General features: G+C 65.5%; 22 protein-coding genes. 3 read left to right on the forward strand and 19 right to left on the reverse strand.

Features of this window, described 5'->3' with window-relative positions:
* Positions 1-26: 26 nt before the first annotated feature.
* Together zupT and KBX13_RS07345 are read left to right on the forward strand one after the other, a co-directional pair.
* Positions 27-794: a zinc transporter ZupT gene (zupT, locus tag KBX13_RS07340; protein WP_256008618.1), complete on the forward strand. Its 768-nt coding sequence runs from the start codon at positions 27-29 to the stop codon at positions 792-794.
* A gap of 42 nt (positions 795-836) precedes the next feature.
* Positions 837-2,228 carry an alpha/beta fold hydrolase gene (locus KBX13_RS07345; RefSeq protein ID WP_256021459.1) on the forward strand — a complete coding sequence of 464 codons (1,392 nt, stop codon included), beginning with the start codon at positions 837-839 and terminating at the stop codon, positions 2,226-2,228.
* A 433-nt stretch (positions 2,229-2,661) separates the two neighbouring features.
* Here KBX13_RS07345 and KBX13_RS07350 read toward each other — a convergent pair whose 3' ends face one another.
* The 5 genes from KBX13_RS07350 to KBX13_RS07370 form a co-directional block, all read right to left on the reverse strand.
* Positions 2,662-5,421 (reverse strand): ATP-dependent Clp protease ATP-binding subunit, encoded by a 2,760-nt coding sequence (locus KBX13_RS07350; RefSeq protein ID WP_256021461.1) that lies wholly within the window; start codon positions 5,419-5,421, stop codon positions 2,662-2,664.
* Positions 5,422-5,608: 187 nt separating this feature from the next.
* Positions 5,609-7,300: a phosphoenolpyruvate--protein phosphotransferase gene (ptsP, locus tag KBX13_RS07355; protein WP_256021462.1), complete on the reverse strand. Its 1,692-nt coding sequence runs from the start codon at positions 7,298-7,300 to the stop codon at positions 5,609-5,611.
* 33 nt (positions 7,301-7,333) lie between these two features.
* A complete protein-coding gene (locus KBX13_RS07360) occupies positions 7,334-8,161 on the reverse strand; it encodes a PRD domain-containing protein (protein ID WP_070478127.1) in 828 nt (275 codons plus the stop codon).
* 10 nt (positions 8,162-8,171) lie between these two features.
* The gene (locus KBX13_RS07365) at positions 8,172-10,250 is read right to left on the reverse strand and encodes a glucose PTS transporter subunit IIA (RefSeq protein WP_256021465.1); all 2,079 of its coding nucleotides are present in this window, start codon (positions 10,248-10,250) and stop codon (positions 8,172-8,174) included.
* Between the two features lie 108 nt (positions 10,251-10,358).
* Positions 10,359-11,528, reverse strand: coding sequence for a glycosyltransferase 87 family protein (locus KBX13_RS07370; protein ID WP_256021467.1), 1,170 nt, complete (start codon positions 11,526-11,528; stop codon positions 10,359-10,361).
* Between the two features lie 133 nt (positions 11,529-11,661).
* On the opposite strand from KBX13_RS07370, the gene KBX13_RS07375 reads away from it, so the two are divergent.
* Positions 11,662-12,153 (forward strand): NINE protein, encoded by a 492-nt coding sequence (locus tag KBX13_RS07375; RefSeq protein WP_256021469.1) that lies wholly within the window; start codon positions 11,662-11,664, stop codon positions 12,151-12,153.
* Positions 12,154-12,459: 306 nt separating this feature from the next.
* Here KBX13_RS07375 and lysS read toward each other — a convergent pair whose 3' ends face one another.
* The 14 genes from lysS to tilS form a co-directional block, all read right to left on the reverse strand.
* The gene (gene lysS / locus KBX13_RS07380) at positions 12,460-14,010 is read right to left on the reverse strand and encodes a lysine--tRNA ligase (protein WP_256021470.1); all 1,551 of its coding nucleotides are present in this window, start codon (positions 14,008-14,010) and stop codon (positions 12,460-12,462) included.
* Positions 14,011-14,035: 25 nt separating this feature from the next.
* A complete protein-coding gene (locus KBX13_RS07385; RefSeq protein WP_256021471.1) occupies positions 14,036-15,430 on the reverse strand; it encodes a DHA2 family efflux MFS transporter permease subunit in 1,395 nt (464 codons plus the stop codon).
* A gap of 12 nt (positions 15,431-15,442) precedes the next feature.
* Positions 15,443-16,729, reverse strand: coding sequence for a hypothetical protein (locus tag KBX13_RS07390; RefSeq protein ID WP_256021473.1), 1,287 nt, complete (start codon positions 16,727-16,729; stop codon positions 15,443-15,445).
* A gap of 57 nt (positions 16,730-16,786) precedes the next feature.
* Positions 16,787-17,593: a pantoate--beta-alanine ligase gene (locus tag KBX13_RS07395; RefSeq protein WP_256021474.1), complete on the reverse strand. Its 807-nt coding sequence runs from the start codon at positions 17,591-17,593 to the stop codon at positions 16,787-16,789.
* The gene (locus KBX13_RS07400; RefSeq protein ID WP_256021476.1) at positions 17,590-18,225 is read right to left on the reverse strand and encodes a hypothetical protein; all 636 of its coding nucleotides are present in this window, start codon (positions 18,223-18,225) and stop codon (positions 17,590-17,592) included. Before KBX13_RS07400 ends, KBX13_RS07395 begins: the two co-directional genes overlap by 4 nt.
* Positions 18,222-19,040, reverse strand: coding sequence for a DUF6779 domain-containing protein (locus KBX13_RS07405; protein ID WP_256021477.1), 819 nt, complete (start codon positions 19,038-19,040; stop codon positions 18,222-18,224). The genes KBX13_RS07400 and KBX13_RS07405 overlap by 4 nt, the downstream gene beginning before the upstream one ends.
* Before the next feature lie 10 nt (positions 19,041-19,050).
* Positions 19,051-19,518 carry a DUF3180 domain-containing protein gene (locus KBX13_RS07410; RefSeq protein ID WP_070361896.1) on the reverse strand — a complete coding sequence of 156 codons (468 nt, stop codon included), beginning with the start codon at positions 19,516-19,518 and terminating at the stop codon, positions 19,051-19,053.
* Positions 19,515-19,976 (reverse strand): 2-amino-4-hydroxy-6-hydroxymethyldihydropteridine diphosphokinase, encoded by a 462-nt coding sequence (gene folK, locus KBX13_RS07415; protein WP_070361895.1) that lies wholly within the window; start codon positions 19,974-19,976, stop codon positions 19,515-19,517. Before folK ends, KBX13_RS07410 begins: the two co-directional genes overlap by 4 nt.
* Positions 19,976-20,356, reverse strand: a complete 381-nt coding sequence (gene folB / locus KBX13_RS07420; protein WP_070361894.1) for a dihydroneopterin aldolase — start codon at positions 20,354-20,356, stop codon at positions 19,976-19,978. Before folB ends, folK begins: the two co-directional genes overlap by 1 nt.
* Complete coding sequence (folP, locus tag KBX13_RS07425; RefSeq protein WP_256021479.1) at positions 20,349-21,200, reverse strand: dihydropteroate synthase; 852 nt, start codon at positions 21,198-21,200, stop codon at positions 20,349-20,351. Before folP ends, folB begins: the two co-directional genes overlap by 8 nt.
* A 2-nt stretch (positions 21,201-21,202) precedes the next feature.
* Positions 21,203-21,775 carry a GTP cyclohydrolase I FolE gene (folE, locus tag KBX13_RS07430; protein WP_256021480.1) on the reverse strand — a complete coding sequence of 191 codons (573 nt, stop codon included), beginning with the start codon at positions 21,773-21,775 and terminating at the stop codon, positions 21,203-21,205.
* Positions 21,765-24,053, reverse strand: a complete 2,289-nt coding sequence (gene ftsH / locus KBX13_RS07435) for an ATP-dependent zinc metalloprotease FtsH (protein ID WP_256021482.1) — start codon at positions 24,051-24,053, stop codon at positions 21,765-21,767. The genes folE and ftsH overlap by 11 nt, the downstream gene beginning before the upstream one ends.
* Positions 24,054-24,071: 18 nt before the next feature.
* Positions 24,072-24,680 (reverse strand): hypoxanthine phosphoribosyltransferase, encoded by a 609-nt coding sequence (gene hpt, locus KBX13_RS07440; RefSeq protein ID WP_176754803.1) that lies wholly within the window; start codon positions 24,678-24,680, stop codon positions 24,072-24,074.
* Positions 24,681-24,758: 78 nt separating this feature from the next.
* A complete protein-coding gene (gene tilS, locus KBX13_RS07445) occupies positions 24,759-25,664 on the reverse strand; it encodes a tRNA lysidine(34) synthetase TilS (RefSeq protein ID WP_256021483.1) in 906 nt (301 codons plus the stop codon).
* Positions 25,665-25,666: the final 2 nt, after the last annotated feature.

Consider the following 25,666-nt stretch of genomic DNA (forward strand, 5'->3'; position numbering starts at 1 on the left):
GCTCAGACTACACATAGACTGTCCGCATGACTTCGAGCGTTTTGATCGCATTCGCGATGACCCTGTTGGCCGGCATCTCCACCGGCATCGGCGGGGTGGTCGTGGCGCTCAAGTCCACCATTGGCGACAGGTTCCTCGCCGGCAGCCTCGGGTTCTCCGCTGGAGTGATGGTCTACATCTCACTCGCGGAGCTGCTCCCCGCGGGCATTGACGCCCTCGACCAGGGCCGCGCGATCCTCGGGTTCTTCGGCGGGGTGGCGCTGATCGCGGTGATCGACAAGCTGGTACCGCACGACATCAACCCGCACGAAAGCATCCAGGGCGACGAGGACAAACGCGCCCAAGCCATGCGGCGTGCAGGCGTCATCACCGGCGTGGCGATTGCGCTGCACAACTTCCCCGAAGGCTTCGCCACTTTCATGTCCGCGCTCGCCGACCCGTACCTGGCCATCCCCATCGCCGTCGCCATCGCGCTGCACAACATCCCAGAAGGCGTCGCCGTGGCAGTCCCGCTGCGCGAAGCCACCGGCCGACGCTGGTGGGCCGCCGGGTGGGCCACCCTCTCAGGGCTTGCGGAACCGCTCGGAGCGCTCGTCGGGTACCTCATCCTCGCGCCGTTTATGGGGCCGACCACGATGGGATACTCCTTCGCGGTGATCGCCGGAATCATGGTGTTCATCAGCTTCGACAAGTTGCTGCCGAATGCGATCGCCACCGGGCACCACCACTACAGCGTCTACGGCGTCATGAGCGGCATGGCGGTCATGGCCGTGAGCCTCATGCTGCTGCCCTAAGCGCTGTGTGCTGCGAAGTGGCGTCGATTAGTATCTTTCACCATGGTTCATCGTCCTGTGATCTCCGCCGCGTGCGCCCTCGCACTCGCCGCCCCACTTGCCCCCTCCGCCGCCGCTAGCTCGCTCGACCCGCTGAGCTCCGTGGCGGAGGTGGGCTCCTCCGCCATCAAATCCGCCTTCCGCCCCGCGCCGAAAGTCGTGCGCTACGAAACCACCACCGAGTTGGGCACGCGCGCGCCAGTCACCGCCACCCTCTACGACAGGGACAACGCGAAAGGGCTCGTCGTGATCGCGCCCGGCACCCGCGGTATGGCCGACCACTGCGCACCCAGCAAGAACACCTCGCTGATCTCCTCCGACTCAGGGACCTCCTTCAGCGTCGACTACGAGCGCCCCATGGCCCACATGCTTCTCGACGCCGGCTACCGCGTCATCGTCACCGACTACGTCGGCCTCGGCACCCCAGGTACGCACACGTATCTCAACCGCGTCGACCAGGGACACGCCGTCATCGACGCCGCCCGCTACGCCGCCCACAACGACGAAAAGGTCGCGTTCTGGGGCTACTCCCAAGGCGGCGGCGCCTCCGCCGCAGCAGCCGAACTCGTCGCCGACTACGCCCCCGAACTCAACGTGGTCGCCGCCTTCGTCGGCGCCCCACCCGCCGACCCACTGGCCGTGCTCGAACAGTCCCGCGGGACTCTGATCACCCCAGTCGCCGGTTTCGCCGCCGTCTCCTACTCCTCCACCTACCCAGACTTCCGCGAAGCCCTCTACGCCGAACTCAACGAGGAAGGCGTTCGCACCCTCGACGCCCTGTCCAAGGCGTGCATCCTCGACGCCGTCCGAATCGCGCCCAAGGAATTCAAGGCCTACACGAAACGTGACGTCAACCTGGCCGAACTCGCCCACGACAACCCCGTGCTGCGAGCCCGCCTCGACCAGAACAAGCTCGGCCGCGTCCCCACCAAGGTCCCGACCCTGGTACTCACCAACCCCGACGACGACATGGTCCCCGCCCCACAAGCCGTCCAACTCGCCCGCGACTACTGCGCGCTCGGCTCACCCGTGGAGTACCGCAGCGTCGCAATCCCCGGCACCCGATCCACGCCACTTGACTCAGGGTCCTCCACCACCCCATTCGCAAACTTCGCCGGTGCCAGCCACGCCCTGCCAATCGTCCTCGAGACCGCCCACGTGATCACCTGGCTCGACGAGCGCTTCGACCCAAACGCGCCAGCCTTCACCCCGCACTGCAACATCCCCGACGACACCTCCATCAACACCGCCTCGAACTACCATTACACCGGCCCAGTCGCCGACGCCATCCTCTTCGGCATCTTCGCTGTACTCAGCGCTGTCGGTTTAGGCACCTGGCTCGTTGGCTCCGGCCTGCCGAACCCGGCTTTGGTGTGGGCGCACCAAATTCGCTGATTTAGGAGCGCGTTTTTGCGTTTCCCCAGGTCGCTGCCGCCGCCGGCGCGCGAGGGAATTTGGTGCCTCTTTGGATACATAGAGTGCCAAAGGACGCAATCCTACAAACCACCCCCACCATTCCCGCAGGTCAGAAAAGCGCTAGACGTATAAGGTTGCGTCTATTGGCACTGGACCGGCTTCGATGGCACCAAATTCGCTGATTTAGGAGCGCGTTTTTGCGTTTCCCCAGTTCGCTGCCGCCGCGCGAGGGAATTTGGTGCCTCTTTGGATGCGCTGAGTGCCAAAGGACGCAATCCTAAAATCCACCCCCACCATGCCCGCAGGTCAGGAAAGCGCTAGACGTATAAGGTTGCGTCTATTGGCACCAACACCCATCCCACCACGACAAAAGAAAGCCGCACCACCAGGGTGCGGCTTTCCAACCTATTGATTAGACCGGTTCAGGTCCCCGACCGTCGGAATCGGAGTCGGAGTCAGGCTCAGGACCAGACTCCGGGCGCTCGTCCGGGAACTGGGAAGCTTCGGTCTCAGGGGTGCCCTCCGAAGGGGTGATGTCCCTGACTGCCTTCTCCTCTGGTTCCTCGGACGCGGCGTCTTCACCGAAGGTTTCGGCTGGCAGCGGGCGTGGGCGCGGGGTGAACGTAAAGGTCGCGTCCGGCGCTGCCTTGCCGCGGGTGTTGCGGGCGGCTTCGATGTCGCCGTCCCAGCCTTCGACGTCGACGGTAATGATCTCGCCGGCGCCGATCTCGCCGAACAGGATCTTCTCCGAAAGCAGGTCCTCGATCTCGCGCTGGATGGTGCGACGCAGCGGGCGCGCACCGAGCACTGGGTCGAAGCCGCGGATGGCCAGGAGGTTCTTGGCCTTCTCGGTGAGCTCGATGCCCATGTCCTGCGCGGCCAGGTTGGTGTCCACGCGGCTGATGAGCAGGTCCACCATCTGCACGATTTCTTCCTGGGTCAGCTGGCGGAAGACCACGATTTCGTCGATGCGGTTGAGGAACTCTGGACGGAAGTGCTTCTTCAGCTCGTCGTGGACCTTGTTCTTCATGCGCTCGTACTGGGCGTCAGCGTCGGTGGCGGTGTTGCCGGTGAAGCCGAGGCCGACTGGCTTGGAGATGTCGCCGGTACCCAGGTTGGACGTGAAGATGAGCACGGTGTTCTTGAAGTCCACCATGCGGCCCTGGCCGTCAGTGACGTGGCCTTCCTCGAGCACCTGGAGCAGCGTGTTGTAGATCTCCTTGTGCGCCTTCTCGATCTCGTCGAAGAGCACCACGGAGAACGGCTTGCGGCGGACCTTCTCGGTGAGCTGGCCGCCCTCCTCGTAGCCGACGTATCCCGGAGGGGCACCGAAGAGGCGGGAAGCGGTGAAGCGGTCGTGGAACTCGCCCATGTCGACCTGGATGAGGGAGTCCTCGTCGCCGAAGAGGAACTCGGCAAGTGCCTTGGACAGCTCCGTCTTACCAACGCCGGATGGGCCGGCGAAGATGAAGGAGCCGGATGGACGCTTCGGGTCCTTGAGGCCGGCGCGGGTGCGTCGGATGGAGCGCGACAGCGCGCGGACGGCTTCGTCCTGGCCGATGATGCGCTTGTGCAGCTCGGACTCCATGTTGAGCAGGCGCGAGGACTCGGACTCGGTGAGTTTGAAAACTGGGATGCCGGTCCAGTGCGCGAGCACGTCGGCGATCTGGTCTTCGCCGACCTCGGCGATTTCCTCGAGGTCGTCGGAGCGCCACTTCTTTTCCTTTTCCTTGCGCTCCTCGCCGAGCTTGCGTTCGGTGTCGCGCAGGCCCGCTGCTTTCTCGAAGTCCTGGGCGTCGATGGCGGCTTCCTTCTCGCGGCGGACGTCGGCGATGCGATCGTCGACTTCGCGCAGCTCGGAAGGGGCGGTCATGCGCTTGATGCGCATGCGGGCGCCGGCCTCGTCGAGGAGGTCGACGGCCTTGTCCGGCAGGAAGCGGTCGTTGATGTAGCGGTCCGCCAGGGTGGCGGCGGCCTTGAGGGCGTCGTCGGTGTAGGAGACGCGGTGGTGCGCCTCGTAGCGGTCGCGCAGGCCACGCAGGATGGTGACGGTGTCCTCGACGGAGGGCTCGTCGACCTGGACGGGCTGGAAGCGGCGCTCGAGGGCGGCGTCCTTCTCAATGTGCTTGCGGTACTCGTCGAGCGTCGTCGCGCCGATGGTCTGGAGTTCGCCGCGTGCCAGCTTCGGCTTGAGCAGCGAAGCAGCGTCGATGGCGCCTTCGGCAGCGCCGGCGCCGACGAGGGTGTGGATCTCGTCGATAAACAGGATGATGTCGCCGCGCTGGTTGATCTCCTTGAGCACCTTCTTCAGGCGCTCCTCGAAGTCACCGCGGTAGCGCGAGCCTGCAACCAGGGAGCCAAGGTCGAGGGAGTAGACCTGCTTGTCCTTGAGCGTTTCGGGGACGTTGCCGTTCGCGATGTCGAGCGCGAGGCCCTCCACGACGGCAGTCTTGCCGACGCCCGGCTCACCAATCAGCACCGGGTTGTTCTTGGTGCGGCGCGAGAGCACCTGCATGATGCGCTCGATTTCCTTGTCGCGTCCGACCACCGGGTCGAGCTTGCCCTCGCGGGCTGCTGCGGTGAGGTTGCGGCCGAACTGGTCGAGCACGAGCGAGTTGGAACGCTCGCCCTGCTGGCCCGGGCGCGGCCCACCCATGATGCCTGGGCCCTGGCCGGCGCCCGCGAAGCCGGGGCCGCCGCCCTGCGGGGTCTCCGGGTTCTGTGCTTCGCCGCCCTCGTAGCCGGAGAGCAGCTGGATCACCTGCTGGCGCACGCGTGGCAGGTCGGCGCCGAGCTTAATCAGCACCTGGGCTGCGACGCCATCACCCTCGCGGATGAGGCCGAGCAGCAGGAACTCGGTGCCGATGTACTTGTGCCCCATCTGCAGGCCTTCGCGCAGGGAGAGCTCCAGTACCTTCTTGGCGCGTGGGGTAAATGGGATCTGGTCAGTGACTGGCTGCGTGCCATGCCCGATGATCTCGATGACTTCGGAGCGGACGTCGTCAAGATTGATACCCATGGACTCCAGCGCCTTTGCTGCGACGCCTTCGCCTTCTTTAATAAGTCCGAGCAGGATGTGCTCGGTACCCATGAAGTTATGGTTCAGCTCGCGCGCCTCCTCCTGGGCTAAGACGATGACGCGGCGGGCCCTATCGGTAAACCTCTCAAACAACTGGCTGACCCCTTACTAATAACGGTTTTTAAAGAGTTGTCACCAACCATAACGCCCCCGGCGGACACATCGTCCCGCCGAGGGCGTCACTTCATGGATTCAGGGGCCATCGCACCAGCTCAGGTCGGGTGTTCGCTCGTAGCGAACAGAGGCTTTTCGACGCCTCCTCCGGCCCCAACCGGCCAGTTTAGAGCAGGTCGCGCAGCACCGGATCCGCGATCTTGAGCACGTTCTCGCGTGCTTCCTTCGCGGTCGGGGCGTCGACGGCAAAGTTTGCCATCTGGCGGCAGGTGTCGCGGTCGTGCAGGCGTAGCGCGGCGCGCACCGCGTTGACCTTGCCCGGCGCCATGGACAGGGAGCTCACGCCCAGGCCGACGAGGACGAGCGCCATGAGCGGGTCGCCGCCTGCCTCGCCGCACACGCCGATGGACTTGCCGGTGGCTTCGCCGCCGCGGCAGGTCTCGCGGATCATGGCCAGCGTTGCCGGCTGCCACGGGGTGAGCAGCTCTGCGAGCTCGCCCTGCATGCGGTCGGCGGCCATGGTGTACTGCGACAGGTCATTGGTGCCGATGGACGCGAAGTCCGCGATGTCCAGGATGTGGGAGGAGCGGATCGCGGCCGCGGGGGTCTCCACCATCACGCCGACCTTCGGCAGGCCGTGGGCGCGTGCGCGCTCGGTGAACCAGCGGGTCTCCTCCACCGTGGCCACCATTGGGGCCATGACCCACAGTTCAGCCTCCGGGACAGCCTTGCGTGCTGCGGCCAGCGCCTTGAGCTGGTCGTCGAGGAGGTCTTCGCGGGCCATGGACAGGCGCAGGCCGCGACGGCCCAGTGCCGGGTTCTCTTCCTCGCCGAGGTCGGCGAAGGACAGCGGCTTGTCGGCGCCTGCGTCCAGGGTGCGCACGACGACGCGGCGGTCACCGAATGCGCGCAGCACCTTGGTGTACGTCTCGGTCTGCTCCTCGACGCTCGGGGCGGAGTCGCGGTCCAGGAAGAGGAACTCGGTGCGGAACAGGCCGGAACCTTCCAGGTCGTAGCCGGAGGCCTTCGCGGCGTCGTCCGCGGTGCCGATGTTGGCCAGCAGCTTCACGCGGTAGCCGTCGCGGGTGGCACCTTCGCCGGAGGAACCAGCCAGGGCTGCGGCGCGGCGGCGGGAGCGCTCCTCGAGCTCGACGACGTCCGACTCATTCGGGGCGACGATCACCTCGCCGACGCCACCGTCGAGGGCGATCGCTGGGGCGTCGACAAGCGCTTCGCTAATGCCCTTGACCTGCACCGCTGCCGGGATGCCGAGCTGCGCGGCGAGGATCGCCGTATGCGATGTCGCGCCACCGGCCTCCGTCACGATGCCGACGACCAACGCTGGATCCAACGTCGCGGTCTCAGCCGGTGCAAGGTCGTTCGCGACGAGCACGGACGGCTCGGTCAGCGCTGGAACGCCCGGCTCCGGCAGCCCACGCAGGCGCGCGGTGGCGCGGTCGCGGATGTCGTAGAGGTCGGTGACGCGCTCAGCCATGTAGCCGCCGAGCTTGCGGAACTTCGCCGCGTAGGCCTCCACAGCGTCGTGGACCGCCTTGGTCACGCCGGTCCCCTTCTTCAGCTCCTTCTTAATGCCGCGCACCAGGCCACGGTCCTTCGCCAAGGTGGCGGTTGCCTCAAGGACAGCCTTGGACGTTTCGGAGTTTGCGTGCTCTGCACGCGCCGTCAAGGACGCGGAGACTTCTTCCAGGACCGCGACGACACGCTCGCCGTCAGCGTCTGGGTCGGTGCATGGTTGTTCGTGCTCGTCGATACCAACGGCGGGTGTAACAACTGCGACCGGGCCAGAGGCGGTACCTGAGGAAACCCCGATCCCATACAAGACGGTGCGGTCAGTCATGAGTGTGTCCTTTCAGCAATCAAGCTAATGGTATTACATTTGATGGTACGCGCTGAGGCGCGCAATGTGCAGAGCAAGGTACGCAATTTCATCTTCTGTCAACGCTGTATCGAAGCGAAGCTCCACTACAGCGGCCACTTTTCGGGCGCACTCAACTTCCCTCGGGTAACTGCGCGTCAACTCACGCGCCAGCGGAGAATTTCCGCGCTCGAGTTGTTTCCCCTGCTCAAGGCGAACAAACAAATAACGAATGTGTGTAATAAACCGGGCCACATTTATCGACGCCGCTTCGAACTCCACCCCAAACTCAGCCGCAATGATCTGCATCATCTGCTGAATCAACCCCGTCATCCGGTACGTATGCGCCAGGTCACCGGTGTTGAAACCGGCGTTGACCAGGTGCATCGCAAGCGCGGTGGCTTCGGTGGTGGGCAGGGTGGCGTCGAAAAGAATGTTGATGTGCTCCAGCAGGCGTTCGCCCTGTGCATACTCTGCTGGGTACAAGTGCTGGACCTCGGCGCGCAACGGGTAGGCGATCTCTTCGCCGCGGGAGGCCCGCTCAAGTGCATTAATAATGTGGTCCGTCACCGCGGTGACCAGCGTGATGCTGGGCTTTGCGCCCACGGCCTCCAACGCTGCGGTCACACGGTGTATATCTTCGGCGGGAAGCCCGGCAATCATTTGGCCGGAGTGGTCCGGGTCCCGACCATCCGCCGGAACAAATACTCGCTGCACCTTCGACTCGTCGAGGACGTCGCCTTTCTTTGCCCCAAAGGCGATGCCCCGACCGGTCACCACAACATCCTCCGACCCGCGGCGGGCCAGGACGACGTTGTTGTTAAAGATGCGCAGTATTTGCATGTGTTCGACCCTACTTGGTTACCCCCAACAGTGGCTGGCCGACCTCGGCCTCACCAGTGGCGATATCTTCCACAGCGGCCAGCGACTTGGAGTTGACCACGGTCATAATCACCGTGGTGTCCACGCCGTGACCTGCGATTGCGCCGAAGTCGACGTCCGCGAGGGCGTCGCCAATCTCGACGCGCTGCTTCTTCTCCACGAGCGGGGTGAAGCCTTCGCCCTTCAGCTTGACGGTGTCAATGCCGATGTGGACGAGGACCTCAACGCCGTCATCAGTCTTGATGCCGTAGGCGTGGCCCGTCTTCGCGACAGAGATCACCTTGCCAGCAACCGGCGCCACAACCTTCTCGACGCCGCCTTCCGGCAGCACACCAATCGCCTGGCCGAGCGCACCGGATGCGAACGCGGCGTCCTGGATCTGGTCCATCGGGACAACCTTGCCTGCGATCGGCGCGGTGACCTCGCGGGTGTCCGCTGCTGGGGTCGCCGCAGCTGCAGGCGCGTCGGCATCTGCTGCTGCAGCGGCTGGAGCGGCCGCCGCCGGAGCTGCTGCTGCGACTGCCGGAGCTTCCTCCTGCTCCTTTTCCTCCTGTGCCGCGCGTGCGCGAGCCAGGGCCTCTTCACGCTCCTCCGGCGTGCGGTAGTCGGTGAAGTAAATGACAAAGAAGGAAGTGAAGAACGCGACCGCGATCGCGATGACGTAGACCCACATCGGGCTGAAGACCACGGTGGTCAGCAGCGAGGTGAACACGAACGCGTTGGTCTGCACACCACCGAACGGGGTGCCCAGGATCGCGATGGTCAGGCCACCGGTGAAGCAGCCCACCAGCATGCGCGGGTAGATCCTCTTGTAGCGCAGGTGAATACCGTAGAGCGACGGCTCCGAAATACCACCGAACAGACCAGCTGCCAGCGCCGACCCGGAGGTCTGGCGCATGACTGGATCCTTATCGCGCAGCGAGAGCGCGAACACAGCCGCGGTTGCACCGAAGCAGGCGAAGTTCCAGGCACCCATTGGGCCCTGGATGAAGTCGTAGCCCAGGGTCTGGATGTTGACCAGCATGAGGGCGTTGAGCGGCCAGTGCAGGCCGAGCGGCACCAGGAACGGGTACAGCATCGGGATCAGGATGGCGAACACGAATGGCGCATTGCCATTGAGCCATGCGAGGCCAACACCAATCCATGCGCCGAGCGCGTAGCCGAGCGGGCCAATCACGATCGCGGTAACCGGGATCATCACCAAGAGGGTGAGGAACGGCACGAACACCATGTGGACCGCGGACGGGATGATCTTCTGGAAGCCCTTGTACACCAGGGCCGCCACGACCGCCATGATCAGCGGCACGAACACGTTGCCGCCGTAGTCAGGCAGCAGCATCGGCAGGCCCATCACCGTCACGCGGCTGACCTCGGTGCCGAGCAGGTTATTCGTCTCAACCACGGCATCCGGGTGGCTCGCCAGCCCCATGAACTCAGGGGTGAACAGCGCCAGGATGACAGCGGCAGGCACCCACGGCTCAATGTTGAGCTTCTTGCCCGCGTTGTACGCAACCATCACCGGCAGGAAGTAAAACACCGAGCGCCACATCGCGTCGACGAACTGCCAACCCGGCGTCTTGACCTCCGCACGGAAGTCAACAAATCCCAGCGCGTCCATCACTGCAGCAAACGCAATAATTAACGACGCCCCAAGCAACACACCCAGAATCGGCCTAAAGGAATCCGAGAGGTACTCGAAGAAGGCGTCCATCCACGGCACCTTGCCCTGCGCCTTCGCGCGCTGGGCCGCCTTCACGTCATCGTTGCTTTGGCTGCCACGCGACTGCATCTCCGGCAGGTTGTTCATCGCGTTGTACACCGTCGCGACGTCCCCGCCAACAATCACCTGGTAGTGCGACCCGCCCTGCGGCACCGCACCCATCACCTTCGGGTTCGCCTCGAGACGCTCCTTGTCAGCCAGGGAGGCGTCGTTGAGCTCAAAACGCAAACGGGTCGCGCAGTGCGTAAAGGACGCAATGTTGTCCGCACCGCCAATCCCCGCAAGGATATCCGCCGCCTGCTCCTGCAAGCCGGCCTGCTTGGTTGCCATGTTCACTCCTTTTCTACATAGAACCAGGGATGAAAAAAGACCCGGGACGCGAAAACGTCCCAGGTCTTGCCCCGCCGAACCCGGCAGGTAACAACCCTGTGGTTGGTATTACGTTCCACTATATGTCGGAACGTTTTGGTGTGCAATAAGCTTGCTCTCAGCTGGGAACCATCGCTCCAGAAGCAGTGCCACCCACATCGCCAGCGACGCCAACCCGATCAGGTTGCCCATGTACCAAAGGGGCGTCGAGAAGCTGTAGGCATCAACCTCCGGGTAGAGCTGATACGACGGCACGAACAGCACCGCGACGTAGAGCACGTGCGCAAGCTTCCACGCCGACGGCACCGCCGCGAAAATGAGCGGGACCGCCAACATCACGCAGGAGAAATGGTGCGACACCGCGTACGGCCCACCCACGCTAATGCCCAGCGCGACGAAGAACAGCGCATGCACGTCCAGCCCCCGGCGCAGCAGGTACCACGCACCCAAGCCCGTGAGCAGCGCGAAGACGAGGAAAATGACGCCAGTCGGGGCCTCGAGACCCGCGCGCGCAAACAGGCCGGACAGCGCCTGGTTCGGCGGGTACATCGCGTTGCCGCCGCGGTCGGTGTTGAAGAACTCGTCGGTGAAGTAGTACCAGGTCTCCGCCGGACGCATCAGCACACCAATCAGAATCGTGCCCACAAACGTCCCCGCCGCACGCGCCACCGACGCCCAATCCTTCTTCACCAAGAACAAAATCGCGAACGCCGCCGGCGTGATCTTAATCCCGGCCGCAATGCCCACGCCGACACCGCGCAGCTGCCGCGGCAACAGGCCCAGCACATCCACCACGACCAGCGCGAACAAGAACACGTTAATCTGGCCGAAGAAGAAATTCGCCTGCAGCGGATCAATCGCCAAGGACCACGCAATCACTCCCACCAGCACCAGCGGCGTGACCTTCACGTCTAGCCTGCGCAGCGCCAACCACGAAATGAGCGCCACGCACGCCATCGTCGCCAACGTCCACACCACGTCCATCACCGGCTCAGGCATCCACGTCAGCGGAACAAACAGCAAGGCCGCGAACGGCGGGTAGATGAAGCGGAATCCGCTACGAGTCGGGAAGTCGTCGTACAGGTCGGCGCCGCTGGTCAGGGCGTTGCCGGCGTCGCGAAACACGCCGACGTCCAGCAACTCGCCGCGCGCCGCACTGTCAAAAACCTCACTGAGCCCACTCGCGGCCGCGAGCACCCCAACGAGCACCCACACCCACAACGAAACCTGCTTCACCATCGAATCGCCTTACGCCCATCACTGTTGACTAACTCTGCTGCCTAACTCTGCGCATCATACCGATACAAAGGGACACGAATGAACTACACTACGGAATACACCTTTCCCGACTGCCTTGAATTGAGGAAAACACATGAACGAACAGCAGCCCATGTACGACAAAGACGGGCTCCCCATCTCGCAACCAACCGGGCAATTCCAAGGGTTCGGGCAATACGGGCAGGCTGGGCAGTTCGGGCAAGCTGGGCAGTTCGGGCAGGGTTCACCGTACGGACAACCGCAGATGCAGCAGTTCGCACCTGCACAAATGCCACAAATGCAGCAGATGCAGATGGCCTACGGGCGCGCCGTGCCCCAAAAGAACAAGTTCCTCGCAGCGGCGTTGTTCTTCTTCCTAGGCTCGTTTGGCATCGGCAACTTCTACCTTGGGCAGAACGTCCGTGGCGTCACCAAAGTGGGACTCTTCCTGACCGGCAGCCTCTTTAGCCTGATCCCGTTCGTCGGCTGGATTGTTTCCACGCCGATCTTCCTCGCACTATGGGTGTGGTGCATCATCGAGATGATCATGGTCCTCGTCGGCGGCGGAGGCTACGACACCGACGCCAACGGCATACCGCTGAAGTAAACCTTCAGGCGGTTGCCACTGGCTCCGTGGCTGAGGACCTGTGTTTGGGTCAACCCCATCAACACGGGTCGCACATTCTTATGGTCCTCTGTATTCAAGGCACGAGAAGAAGTTCCCACGCTCGGGAACTTCTTTGCGTTTGAGGCCGGTTCCGGTCGACCGGCACTCGCGTTTCTCCAGGTCGCGACGGCTGTCAACGAAGAACGTTCCCGCCATTCCTGAAATCGCGGGAACTTTTTCTGAGGGGAAGTGCGAGAGGGAGCCGAGGGCCCCGCCGGGCTCAACAAAAGCCCAACGAGAAAAGCCCTACGCCTCCGGCTTCACCAGCGGGAACAGTACGGTCTCGCGGATGCCGAGGCCGGTCAGGGCCATCAGCAGGCGGTCGATGCCCATGCCGCAACCGGCGGTTGGTGGCATGCCCTGTTCCATGGCGGCGAGGAAGTCCTCGTCGAGGACCATGGCTTCGTCGTCGCCGTGTGCGGCAAGGCGGGCTTGGTCTTCGAAGCGTTCGCGCTGGATGACGGGGTCGACAAGTTCGGAGTAGCCGGTGGCCAGCTCGAAGCCGCGGACGTAAAGGTCGAACTTCTCGGTGACGCCGGGCTGCTCGCGGTGGTCGCGGGTCAGTGGGGACGTCTCGACTGGGAAGTTGATCACGAAGGTCGGTTCGTAGAGCTGGTCGGAGCAGAGGTGCTCCCAGATCTCCTCGACGAGCTTGCCGTGCAGCCAGCCCTCATCCTTCGGCACCTTCAGGCCGATGACGTCGGCGATGCCTTTGAGTTCCTCTACGGAGGACTCGATGGTGACCTCAGGCTGGCCCGGGAACTTGCGCTGCAGCGCCTCGTTGAGGGAAGGGTACATCTCCATGACCTTCCACTCGCCGCCGAGGTCGTACTCGGTGCCGTCTGGAAGGGTGACGGTGGTGGAGCCGAAGACTTCCTTCGCACAGAACTGCACGAGTTCCTGCATGGTCTTCGCGCCGTCCTTGTAGGTGCCCCATGCTTGGTAGGTCTCGAGCATGGTGAACTCAGGCGAGTGGGAAGAGTCGACGCCCTCGTTGCGGAAGTTGCGGTTGAGCTCGAAGACGCGCTCAATGCCGCCAACGACACAACGCTTGAGGTAGAGCTCCGGCGCAATGCGCAGGTAGAGATCCATGTCGAGCGCGTTGGAGCGGGTAATGAACGGGCGGGCTGCGGCACCGCCGTGCAGGGTCTGCAGCATCGGCGTCTCGACCTCGACGAAGTCGTGGCCGGTGAGGAACTTACGCACAGCTGCGATGACCTTGATGCGGGTCATGGCATTCTTGCGGGCGTCCTCGCGCATAATGAGGTCGGTGTAGCGGTGGCGGACGCGCTGCTCCTCGTTCATATCAGCGAACGCGACAGGAAGCGGGCGTAGCGCCTTGGACGCCATGTGCCAGGACTGCGCCTGGACGGAGAGCTCGCCACGGCGGGAAGCGATGACGCGGCCACGCACGGAGACGATGTCGCCGAGGTCGGTGTCGGCCTTCCAGGACGCGAGCGCCTCCTCCCCTACCTCTGCGAGAGAAAGCATGACCTGCAGCTGGGTGCCGTCGCCCTCCTGGAGGGTGGCGAAGCAGAGCTTGCCGGTGTTGCGCTGGAACATAATGCGGCCCGCGACGGCGACGACGTCCTGTGTCTCTTCGCCCGGCGCGAGGTTGAACTGACCGTCGCCTTCGCCCTCGGGCACGGCACGGTACTTCTGGCGCAGCTCGCGCAAGGAGGTCGTGCGGTCGACGACGACTGGGTAGGCGTCGCGGCCTTCGCTCAGAAGCTTTTCGCGCTTCGCACGACGGAACTGTTGCTGTTCGGAGAGGTCCTGCGTTGTTTGATTCTTCACGCTGACCTAGCCTAGTCGGTCCGGGTCAGCCGTGGTCAATTAGTCGTGTATTCGGCTTGCCTCCCACAAAGCACACGGCTACAACGACGAGCAGCATGCCGACGCCTCCAACGATGAAGGCGCGCGCCGTCCCGTCGGAGGCGCTGCCGGTGGCCTGGGTGCCCATGGTCATCGTTGCGATGAACACCGCGGTGCCCGCCGCCCCGCCGAGCTGCTGCAGCGTGTTGAGCGCCGCGGAGCCGTGGGCGTAGAGCTGCGAGGGCAGCGAGGACAGTGACACGGTCATCAGTGGGGTCATGATCATGGACATCGCCACGTTGACCAGGATCAGTACGGCGACGAGCTGCCACTGTGGGGTGTTGTCGGCGAGAATCGCGACCAGGATCCATTGGGAGGCCAGCATCAGCACCGCACCAGGGATGGTCAAGGGCCGGGGCCCGTACGCGTCGTAGCAGCGCCCCGCGATTGGGGACGCGACGCCCTGTGCAATACCACCTGGCAGCAGGATCAGACCGGTGGCCACCGTGGAAATCCCCAGGCCGACCTGCATGTAGACAGGCAGAATGTTCACGGTGCCCAGCAGGATGCCGAAGGCGATGAACACGCCCACCACCGAGAACGCGAAGTTGCGGTGGGTAAAGACGCGGAGGTCGAGTAGCGCGCGCCCGGTTGGCGCGAGGCGCAGCTGCCTGCGCACGAACAGCACCAGGAAGACCGCGCCGATGACCAGGGCCACAAGAGGATTCCAGGATTCGCCGGTGAGGAGGGCGGTGATCGTCGATAAGCCATAGACAAGACCGCCGAATGCCACCGCTGAAAGAAGAACCGACAAGATGTCGAGTGGGGCGTCGTGACGCTCGCCGACGTTCGGGAGGGCGAACACCGCGAGCAGCACTGCCGCGGCTGGGATGGGCACCATCACCCAGAAGATGTGGTGCCAGGTAAACGCGCCGAGCACGAAGCCGGCGAGCGTGGGGCCAAGGGCGGGCGCCACCGACATCACCACCGCGTTGAGTCCCATCACCGTGCCGCGGCGCTGCGGGGCGACCACCGTCACGGTAACCGTCATGAGCAGCGGCAACATCGCCGCCGTGCCAAGTGCCTGCACCACGCGCGCGGCGAGCAACACCCCGAACGAGGGCGCGGTGGCCGCCATGACGCAGCCGACGATGAACAGCGCCATCGAGGCGAAGTAGACGGCGCGGGTGCTGAGGCGCTGGATGACGAAGCCGGAGGCCGGGATCGCCACGGACATGGTGAGCAGGAAGCCGGTCATCAGCCACTGGGCCGTATCGGCGGGTACGCCGAAGTCCGCCATGATTGCGGGCAGGGCAACAGCGACGGTGGTCTCGTTGAAGATCATCATCATCGCGGAGACCACCAGCACTCCAATAAGCAGTACCGGGTTCGTTGATTTCATAGCCCGCTAAGGCTACTCCTCGTCGGCCACTGGGGCACAGAGAGGCAGGTCGAGGCGCTGTGCCTCGGCATCATCGCCGTTGATGACCACCATGTACTCGCGCTCGGTGCGCGGGGTCAGCACGAAGGCTGGCGGCGTGGCGTCGGGAAGCTGGTAGTCGTAGATGAGGCACTCGCCGGAGCCAAGCACGACGGCTTCCTTCGGGTCCGGCAGGACGCGCTCGAGCGCATCAGAGGACACATACTTTGCGACGGAGACCCCCAACGTCTCGTTCGCGCAGCGGATCTTGCCCTCCTGGCCCTCGTCCGGCGTGGCGGAGTCACAGATCAGGCCGTGCCAGCCCTTCTGCCCGGCTTTGTCGGACACGATGCCAGGGTAGGTCTCGGCGATTTCGGCCTCGACGCCGACCCACTCCTCACCGCGGTGCTGCATCCAGTACCAGATGCCGCCTGCGGCGATGAGCAGCAGCGCCACGATGGCCGCGATCCACGGCCAGAGCTTGAACTTCTTCTCGTCTTCTGGGCGCACGTACTCGCCGGTCGGCCCATACGGGTAGGGCTGCGGTGGCTGGCGGTAACCGTCGGTGGCGCCCGGCGCGACCGGGGAGACCTCCGGCTCATCGAGAGGTTCACCGGCGACGGCGTTGAGGTAACCGACGCAGCCGGTGGCGGCGTTGGCGGCGTCCTCGTCGACGTCAAGGCCGGTCATGGAGTTAAAGAGGTCGATAAAGCTTGCGACGTTCGCCGCGTGCTGCTCCTCGGCATGCTCGGGCGCGGTGGCCGTCGGGCCAACCAGGGTGAGCTTGACGGGGACGCTGGACCAGGCTGGCTGCACCAGCATCCGGGAGGCGTCCACGGAGCGGGCCACGAACGCGCCGAGGCCCTGGGCGTCATAGTCGTCGATGGCTTCAGCCACGCCGATGAGCAGTTCGCGGGCCTCGGCGGGGGTGAATACGCCGCCGTCAGCGCGCTTGTCGGCGATCAGGCGGGCGAGCGAAGCGCCGGTCGGGGCCTCGCGCAGTACGTAGAGGTGGCCGTCGTCGGTGTAGCCGGCGCTGCGCGGCTGGAACGCGCCCGGGTGGTTCGAGGCGGCAAGCGCCCGGTTCAGCCCTGCGATGTCGCGGCGCTGGTTCTCGGGCTGGGCGGCGTCGAAAAGCTCGACTTCGACGGCCTGGCCTGCATCATTGCTGGCGACGAAGAGCTGTGAGTCTTCGGTGCGCCCTGTGGCTTGGACTTGCTCGGGGGTGAAGTCCATGCCGAAGCGCTCGTTCAGGATTCCAGCAATCAGGTCTATAGGCATGCCAAAGAGTGTAGCGAATAACTCGCCGTTTCTCGCTATGGCCCTCGTCTTTCCGCCCTAGTCCTCGATGTGTTTGAACCCGATGCCAAGCGGCAGACCCACGTTGTCGTGGAGGCGCACCGTGCCGCCGTCGGTGGCGGGCAGGTCGATCGCGGCGAGCAGGCGGGCGTCGCCCTGGGCGGGGGCCTCACGCATGGCCAGGTCACGCACGGCGAGGTACGCCGGTGCAACCCCGGCTGCCTCGAGCACACCACGCACGGTGTCCAGGACGGTCTCGGCGCCGTGCTCGGCGGCGTGGGCCCCGGCGGTCAGCGCGGCGGACAGCGCAAGCGCTCGGTCGTGGGCGTCTTCAGCGACGCGCTCGTTGCGTAGTGAAAGCGCCAGCCCGTTCGGCATGCGCACGGTGGGCACGCTGTGTAGCTTGACCTCCATGCGCAGCCCAGACACGGCCAGCTGCGTGGCCACGAGCAGCTCGAAGTCCTTCTCCCCCATCACCAGGTCGGTGGCGTGGGTGGCGTTGAGCACCGTCAGGATGCGGGCGACGTCGCGGGACACGGCGTCGGCGTCGTCGAGGTGCTCCATTCCGGTGCGCACGCTCACGGCGGTGCGCAGCTCGCCGTGGAAGACCACGTCGACGCCCTCATTGCGGAAGGTCTCGGGCACCTCCTCGCCTGAGTAGGTGACAAACACGTACGCGCCGAGCAGCGACTTCGCCGCCCGGATCAGCTCGATGTGCCCGGCGTGCACGTCGGCGCCCAGCGGCACGACCGCGATCGTCTTGCCAATCTTGCGGAATGCGCGCCCGTAGGTGGCCAGCAGCTGCTCATCACGCACGACAACCGCGTTGCCCGGTTCAAAAGTCACAGGTCTTCCTCTCGTTGCTGCGCCGCGCGGCGCTCCAATACTTCTACTAGTCGACGCACCCCTTCTCCCCCAACCGGCTCTCGGTCGAGCGGGCGCAGCGGCGGCAGCTCGGCGCCGTCGAAGGCGTCCGCGACCGCCTCGAAGTTGGGGTTGGCCTGCCGCAGCAGCGCAAGCGCGTCCTCCTGGACGACGCGCTGCAGGGCGCGCAGGTGTTGGGCGGTGGCCACCAGCGGGCGGTCCGCATCCGTGATCGGCATGGTGACCTGCCCGAGCTCCCCGAGCAGCAGCGCGATCACGGTCTCCCCCAGCTCGTCGGCTGCGGAGGTGACCCACACGTTGTCCACGATGTTGTGCGCGCACATGACGACGGCCCCTGCGACCTCAACCTCGTCGAGGAGCTGGGCGCCGTGGTCCAGGTTGGTGTGCCAGAACATCTGCTTCGGTCGCACGAACGGCGCGCACTCGGCGGCGGCGCGCTCAATAACGTCAGCGGAGCCCTCGAGGAGCACCAGGTCGGCGGCGGCGATGTCCGCGGCCACGCACGGGTACGTCACGCGGTGCCCGGCGCGCGCAAGCTGATCACTCAGCGCGCTGGGGCCGCGCCAGGCGGCGATGGTCAGCGTTGGGCTCATTTGTTGCGGCGCGCTAGCAGCTCGGCGACAGAGACAGCGTTGTCACCGGCCGCGTCGCGGCGGCGGCGTCCCCCAGCGCGCGGGGCTGGTTCCGGCACGGTCTCGATGACCTCAGTGACTGGCTGCTCGTGGCGGCCGTGCTCAGGCTCAGGCTCTGGTTCTGGTTCCGGTTCGGGCTCCGGCTCAGGCACTGGCTCGGGTACGGGCTCAGGCTCCGGGATTGGTGCCGGTTCAGGCGCCGGCTTCTGCGCTTCTTGTGCTTCTTGCGCTTCCTGCTTCGCCTGGTGCTCGCTAATCAGCGCCGTGAGCGGGTTCTGCGTCTCCCGGCTCGGCTGGCTGCCAATGCGCCCGGCGATCGCGTCGGAGGACGGCGCCCCGGCCGGGCGGTCGTCGGACGGTTCGTAGGTGGGCTGTGTGAAGGACTCAATCTCCTGGATGCGGCGCGCCGCGGCGTGCACGGCGGCGGGCTCGTACTCGAAGACGTGCCCGCTCATCTCCTCGATCGTGGAGCGCAGGGAGCGCAGCTCCTCCTGGATGTCGCGCAGCAATTCCTCGGAGGGGGCGTCGACACCCGAGGGAGCGCCAGCGCGCGCAGCCTCCAGCTCTGCGGCGAACGTCTTCTCCCGCTCCTCCTGCAGGCGCGCGGCCTCCTCGTTGTCGCGGCGCAGGCGGTAGATCACAATGAGGCCCGCGACGGCGGCCCACAGCGCCAGGATCAGCGAAAGCTTGAGTATGTTCGCGGAGTTGGTAAACAACATCACCACTGTGCCTGCAAGCGCAGCCACAAATGGAACAATCACCCAAGTATTTTTCATGCCCACTACCTTAGCTAACCTGTTCTCCACTTGAGGGCGGCGACACCTCACACACCCGTTCCAGCACTACACCGGCCACCGCCAGCGTGACGCCGCCCAACGCCCCGGAGACCAAGGGCGGCACGTCCTGCGCCGCGGCCATCAGCACGTGCATCCGGGGCAGCACGAAGAGCAGGCACCCCGCGTACAGCCCGCCGCTGACCGCGCCTGCCCAGGTGCAGGCCTTGCCAAACAGCATGAAGTTCGCCGCCATCATCGGGTTGAGCTGGCTGCGATCTAGGCCAACCTTGCCCTCATCACGGCGCTTGTGCACCATAAACGCAACGTAGAAACACACCGCGGCGACGATCCAGAGGCTCAGCGGCACCACCATGTTCAGCGACTCAAGCAGGCCGAACAGGCGGCGCACCACAATGAACGCCGCGGCGGTACAAAACCCGAACACGGCGATCACTCCGGACAGCGGCGTGCGTTTCACAGCTTGCGAACCCCCTGCGGCTCCAGCTCCGCGAGAATCTCGCTGACCGGGCGATCGAGCAGCTTGGCGTGCGGGTCAATCTCCAGCCAAGGAACCAGCACGAACTCGCGCAGGTGCGCGCGTGGGTGCGGCAGCGTCAGCTCAGGGTCGTCGCTGCGGTAGCCCTCGAAGTCGATGATGTCCACGTCCAGCGTGCGCGGGCCCCAGCGCACGTCGCGCACCCGGTTCGCCTGCTGCTCCAGGCGCTGGCAGCGGGCAAGGAGGCTGTAGGGGTCGTCGCTGTCGGTTTCGATAAGAAAGCTCTGGTTGAGAAAGTCTGGCTGCTCCACCCCGCCCCAGGGCGCGGTGGCGTAAATCGAGCTTGCGTCGAGGAGCTCGGCGGCGAACTCGTCGGCGACCGACTGCAGGTGGGCACGCGAGTCCTCCATGTTGGAGCCTGCCGAAATCACCGCGCGCATCAGCGGGCCCCCATCCGTTTACGGGAACGGCGTGCCACCACGGCGACGTCCTCGAAGGGAAGCGGGATCGGCGCGTGCGGCTTGTGCAGCGTGACCTCCACCGCGTGCAGGATGTCGAAGCGCTCCATGGCGGCCTCGGCGATCTCGGTCGCGACCGTCTCGATGAGTTGGCGCGGCGTGCCCGAGGCGATGTCGCTGGCCAACTGGGCTAGCTCCGCGTAGTTCATCGTCTGGGTCAGGTCGTCGGTGGCTGCGGCGCCTGCGAAGTCGAGCCAGCAGGTGATGTCCAGCAGGAAGCGCTGCCCGTGCTCGCGCTCGTGCGGCAGCACGCCGTGGTGCGCGTAGACGGACAGGCCCTTGAGTTCAATGCGGTCAGCCAAGGTTGCCCGCCTTCCACGCGGCGGCCACGTCCACGGCGTCGCGGGAGACGGCCACCTCGTGCACGCGCACGCACCAGGCGCCGACCTGCGCGCACAGGGCGGTGACGGCGGCGGTGGCTGGGTCCGCATCGACCGGGCCGTGCTCGAGCCCGCGGGCGGCGCGCACCCCGGTGAGGAAGCGCTTGCGGCTGGCCCCCACCAGCAGCGGGTAGCCGCAGTCCATCAGCGCGGGCAGGGCCTGCAGCAGCTGCCAGTTCTCCTGCGGGGTCTTGGCAAAGCCGAGGCCCGGGTCCAGCGTGATCTGCTCGGGGCGCACCCCAGCGACCGTGGCGTTGGCAACCAGCTCGTCGAAGAGGCCGAGCACGTCGGCCACCACGTCCCCGCCGTGGTCGGCGGCGCCGGAGGCGTTCACGAACTGCTGGGCGCGCCAGTGCATCAGGCACACCGGCAGGTCCGTGCGCGCCATCGTGGCGTACATGTCCGGGTCCGCGAGCCCGCCGGAGACGTCGTTGATAAGGTCCACGCCCGCCTCGGCTGCGGCATCGGCGGTGGCGGCGCGCATCGTGTCCACGGAGGTCCGGATGCCGTCCTCGTGAAGGGCCCGGATCACCGGGACAACGCGCGCCGCCTCGACCTCGGCGGGCACACGCGTCGCGCCCGGCCTGGTCGACTCCGCACCCACGTCGATGATGTCCGCGCCCAGGCGGACCAGCTCGTGGGCGTGCGAGAGGGCGTCGTCAACTGCGAGCCACTTCCCGCCGTCCGAAAACGAATCCTCCGTGACGTTGACGATGCCCATCACCGTCGTGCGCCCCGGCGCGGTGAGATCCTGCACACTGACCATTGTTAGCTCCTTATCAGGCTCAAGACCTCGGCCCGGGAGGCGGCGTTCTTCTGGAAGCCGCCGCGCACCGCGGAGGTCGTCGTCACGGCACCAGGCTTGCGGATGCCCCGCATCGCCATGCACAGGTGCTCACATTCCAGCACCACAATCACGGCGGAAGCCCCCAGCTTATCGACGATCGCGTCCGCAATCTGCGCCGTCAACCGCTCCTGCACCTGTGGCCGCTTCGCGTACATATCGGCCAGGCGGGCGAGCTTCGACAGGCCCGTGACCTTGCCTTCCTTGCCCGGGATGTAACCGACGTGCGCCTTGCCGAAAAACGGCACCAGGTGGTGCTCACACGTGGAGTACACCGGGATGTCGCGCACCAGCACGAGCTCCCGGTAGTCCTCCGCGAACGTCTTCTCCAGCACAGCGTTCGGGTCCTGGTGCAGCCCCGCGAACACTTCCTCGTACGCCTTCGCAACCCGCACCGGGGTTTCCTTCAACCCCTCACGGTCCGGGTCCTCGCCGACTGCGATGAGGAGTTCGCGCACCGCGGCTTCGGCGCGGGCGCGGTCGAACTTACTGGTCATCCTCGTTGCTCCTGTGTCGTGGCAGCTGTTTGGTTTCTTCCTCTGACGGTCGGTCGGGCCGGTCGGGCCGCTCGTGCTCCGGCAGGCGGAACCCGATTTCCTCGTCCGGGCGGTAGTTGTCCATGCCCGGGTGGGTCTCCGGCTCAGGCTTCGGCTCTGGCGCGGGCTCACGCTTCGGCGCGCCCGGGTACGTCCAGTCGCTCGGCGGCTTCGGCCCGCCGTAGGTCGGGGCGCCTCCCGCAGGCGGCGGTGGCAGCAGAGCGCCGTGCTCCTTCTCCCGTTCTTTTCGACGCCGCTCCCGCGTCTCACGCGACGCCTCAAGGATGGAGAAGCGCTTTGGTGGCTCCTCGCCACGCTCTTCGGCCAGTTCAACAGGGGTCTTGACGGGCTCGCGGCCGATCTGGCGGCCGAAGCGGATGTCGTAGGCAGGCAGCTCCGGCCGGTGGGGCTCCACGCCTTCGAGGAGCGCTTCGAGGTCTTGGCGGCGCAGCGTTTCCTTCTCCAGCAGCTTGGACACCATGGTGTCGAGCTGGTCGCGGTACTGCTCCAGGATGCCGTAGGCAGTGGCGTGGGCGGCGTCGATAAGCGTGTGTACCTCCTTATCGATCGTGGCCGCAACCTCCGGCGAGGACTCCATCTTGGCGCCAGCCCCCATGCCGGAGAAGGCGTCGCCCTGCGCCTGGCCGTACTTCACCGTGCCGAGCGCCGACGTCATGCCGTACTCGGTAACCATCGCGCGCGCGATCTTGGTGGCCTGCTCGATGTCGTTGGAGGCACCCGTGGTCGGCTCGCCGAAGACGAGCTCCTCCGCGGAGCGCCCACCCATGGCGAAGACGAGCTGGGCGAAGAGCTCGTCGCGGTTGTACATGCCCTTGTCGTCCTCGTCGGCTGTCATGGCGAACCCGCCGGTGCGGCCGCGGGCGAGGATGGTGACCTTGTAGACGCGCTCGATGTCTTTCAGCGCCCACGCCGAAAGCGTGTGCCCGCCCTCGTGGTAGGCGGTGACCTTCTTCTCCTTCTCCGAAATCACCTTCGAGGAGCGGCGCGGCCCGCCGATCACGCGGTCCGTGGCCTCCTCCAGCGCGTCCGGGGTGATCACGTTGCCGCCAATGCGGGCGGTGAGCAACGCGGCCTCGTTGAGCACGTTGGCCAGGTCAGCACCGCTCATGCCGGCGGTGCGCTTCGCCAGCGCATCCAGGTCCACGTCCTTGGACAACGGCTTGCCCTTCGCGTGCACCTTCAGAATCTGGGCGCGCCCCGCGATGTCCGGGTTGGTCACCGGGATCTGACGATCGAAGCGGCCCGGGCGCAGCAGCGCCGGGTCCAGGATGTCCGGGCGGTTCGTCGCCGCGATCAGGATCACGCCCTCGCGGTCGCCGAAGCCGTCCATCTCCACGAGCAGCTGGTTGAGGGTTTGCTCGCGTTCGTCGTGGCCGCCGCCCATGCCGGAGCCGCGCTGGCGGCCGACGGCGTCGATCTCGTCGATAAAGATGATGCAGGGCGAGTTCTCCCGTGCCTGCTTGAACAGGTCGCGCACGCGCGAGGCGCCCACACCGACGAACATCTCCACGAAGTCGGAGCCGGAAATGGTGTAGAACGGTACCCCGGCCTCACCCGCAACTGCGCGCGCGAGCAGCGTCTTACCCGTGCCCGGAGGTCCGTACAGCAGCACGCCGCGCGGAATCTTCGCGCCGAGCGACTCGTAAATCTTCGGGTCAATCAGGAAGTCCACGACCTCCTGCAGCTCATCGACAGCCTCATCAGCACCAGCGACGTCCGCGAACGTGTTCGTCGGATTGTCCTTCGACAGCTGCTTCGCCTTCGACGACCCAATCCCGAACATGCCGCCCCCGGCCTGCATGCGGTACATGAAGAAGAACAGCAGGCCGAAGATCAGCACCATCGGCAGCATGAAGCCGAGCATCGACATCAGGAAGGACTCCTGCGTCACGTTCGTCTTGTACTTGTCTGGCGCGGCTTCCTTCACCGCGCCGAAAATTTCCGGCGTGGTGCGCGCCGGGTACTGAGCGCTGATCTGCTCGACGCCCTCGCGCTCTTCGACCTTGATCGGCTCCCGCAGGTCAATGCGGACGCGCTGCTCGCGGTCGTCGATCTGGACTTCCTTGGCGTTCTTGTTCTGCAGCTGCTCCATCGCGATCGACGTGTCCACGCGCTGGTAGCCGCGGGTGTCATCCCCGATGAGGGTGAGCAGGTACAAAACAATAAGCACGGTGGCGCCGATCAGGCCCCACCGCAACACGTTTTTATTCTTGGTCATACAGCTCTTCTGTGTGTATTAGATGTCCTCAGGCGCGTCGGAGTAGACGCGAGGGTGCAACGTGCCCACGTACGGCAGGTCGCGGTAGCGCTCGGCGTAGTCCAGGCCGTAGCCGATAACGAACTCGTTGGGGATGTCGAAGCCGACGTCGAGAAGATCAATCTTGGCCTTCTGCACCTCAGGTTTACGCAGCAGCGTGATCACCTCGAGGCTCTTCGGGTTACGCCCCGACAGGTTCTTCAGCAGCCACGACAGGGTCAAACCGGAGTCGATGATGTCCTCGACCACGAGCACGTCGCGGCCTTCGATCTCCTTGTCCAGGTCCTTCAGAATGCGCACCACGCCCGAAGAGGTGGTGGAGCTGCCGTAGGAGGACACCGCCATGAACTCCATCTCACACGGGATGGAGAGCTTGCGGGCGAAGTCCGTCAAGAAGAACACAGCGCCCTTGAGCACGCACACGAGCACTAGGTCCTGCTCGGAGTCGCGGTACTTCTCGGAGACCATGTCAGCCAGCTCTTGGATGCGCCGCTGCAGGTCTTCCTCGGGGATCAACACCGCCTCTACGTCGTCTCCGTAGCGGTGTGGCGCAACGTTGAAATCCTTCTTGTCATACAGCTCGGTCATCGGGTGCCCTTTCTCAAGCCCTTCTCGGTTGGCATCAGTTCATCATCTTGCCACTTTCACGTCACCTTGGACAACCGTTTACGCGAACACGAGCGTTCCGTCGCGCCGCTCCACCCGCACTCCCCCGCCGAGCTGCACCGCACCTTGTCCCCGCCAGTTCGTCACCAGGGCCTCAATCGCCGCAAGGTGGGCACCTTTGACCTCCCCTCGCTTCTCGACGACCCACTCCGCCAGCACCGCCCTCCTCACCACAGACGGCAGTGTTGCGAGCTCCGCACAGTCCAGCGTGTCTTCGTTCGCGGCCGGGGTGATGTGCTGGAGCTGCGCCGCGGCTTGCGCGATCCGGTCCGCCGTGCCCGCCAACGCCGGGACGACTTCCCCGCCGACGATCTCCTCCAGCAGCGGAATCACCCGGGTGCGCAGCGCCACACGCCGGTACCGCTCGTCCTTGTTCATCGGGTCCTGCCAGGGTGCGACGCCCAGTTCGGCGCAGGCGCCCGCGGTGTCCGCGCGGCGGACATGCAGCAGCGGGCGCACCAGCCGACCCGCGCGCGACGCCATCCCTGCAGGGTTGCCGCGCAGCGCCCCGAGCAGCAGCGTTTCGGCCTGGTCGTCCGCGGTGTGGGCCGTCCACACATCCCGGTCGGGGCCGGCGTGCTCGAACAGGGCCGCGTAGCGGGCCTGGCGGGCGTCGGCCTCGGTGCCCTTACCCGTTGGTGCGATGCTGACTTTGGTGACCTCCGCGGGCACCCCAAACGCGCGCGCCTGCTCCGCGGCGCGCCGAGCCACCTCCGCCGAGCCCTCCTGCAGGCCGTGGTCCACCACCAGCGCCGTCACGTCCAAACGCTCCGCCGCGGCAGCCGCCACCAGCGCCAACGAATCCGCCCCACCCGACAGCCCAATCACCGCAGGCTCCGTCCACCCGCGCACCGCACGGCGGCACGCCAAAAAGTGGGGGCTGCGCCGGGGCCAGAACGGCTCCATCG

The organism is Corynebacterium sp. CCUG 51687 (assembly GCF_024453995.1).
Lineage (GTDB): Bacteria > Actinomycetota > Actinomycetes > Mycobacteriales > Mycobacteriaceae > Corynebacterium > Corynebacterium pseudogenitalium.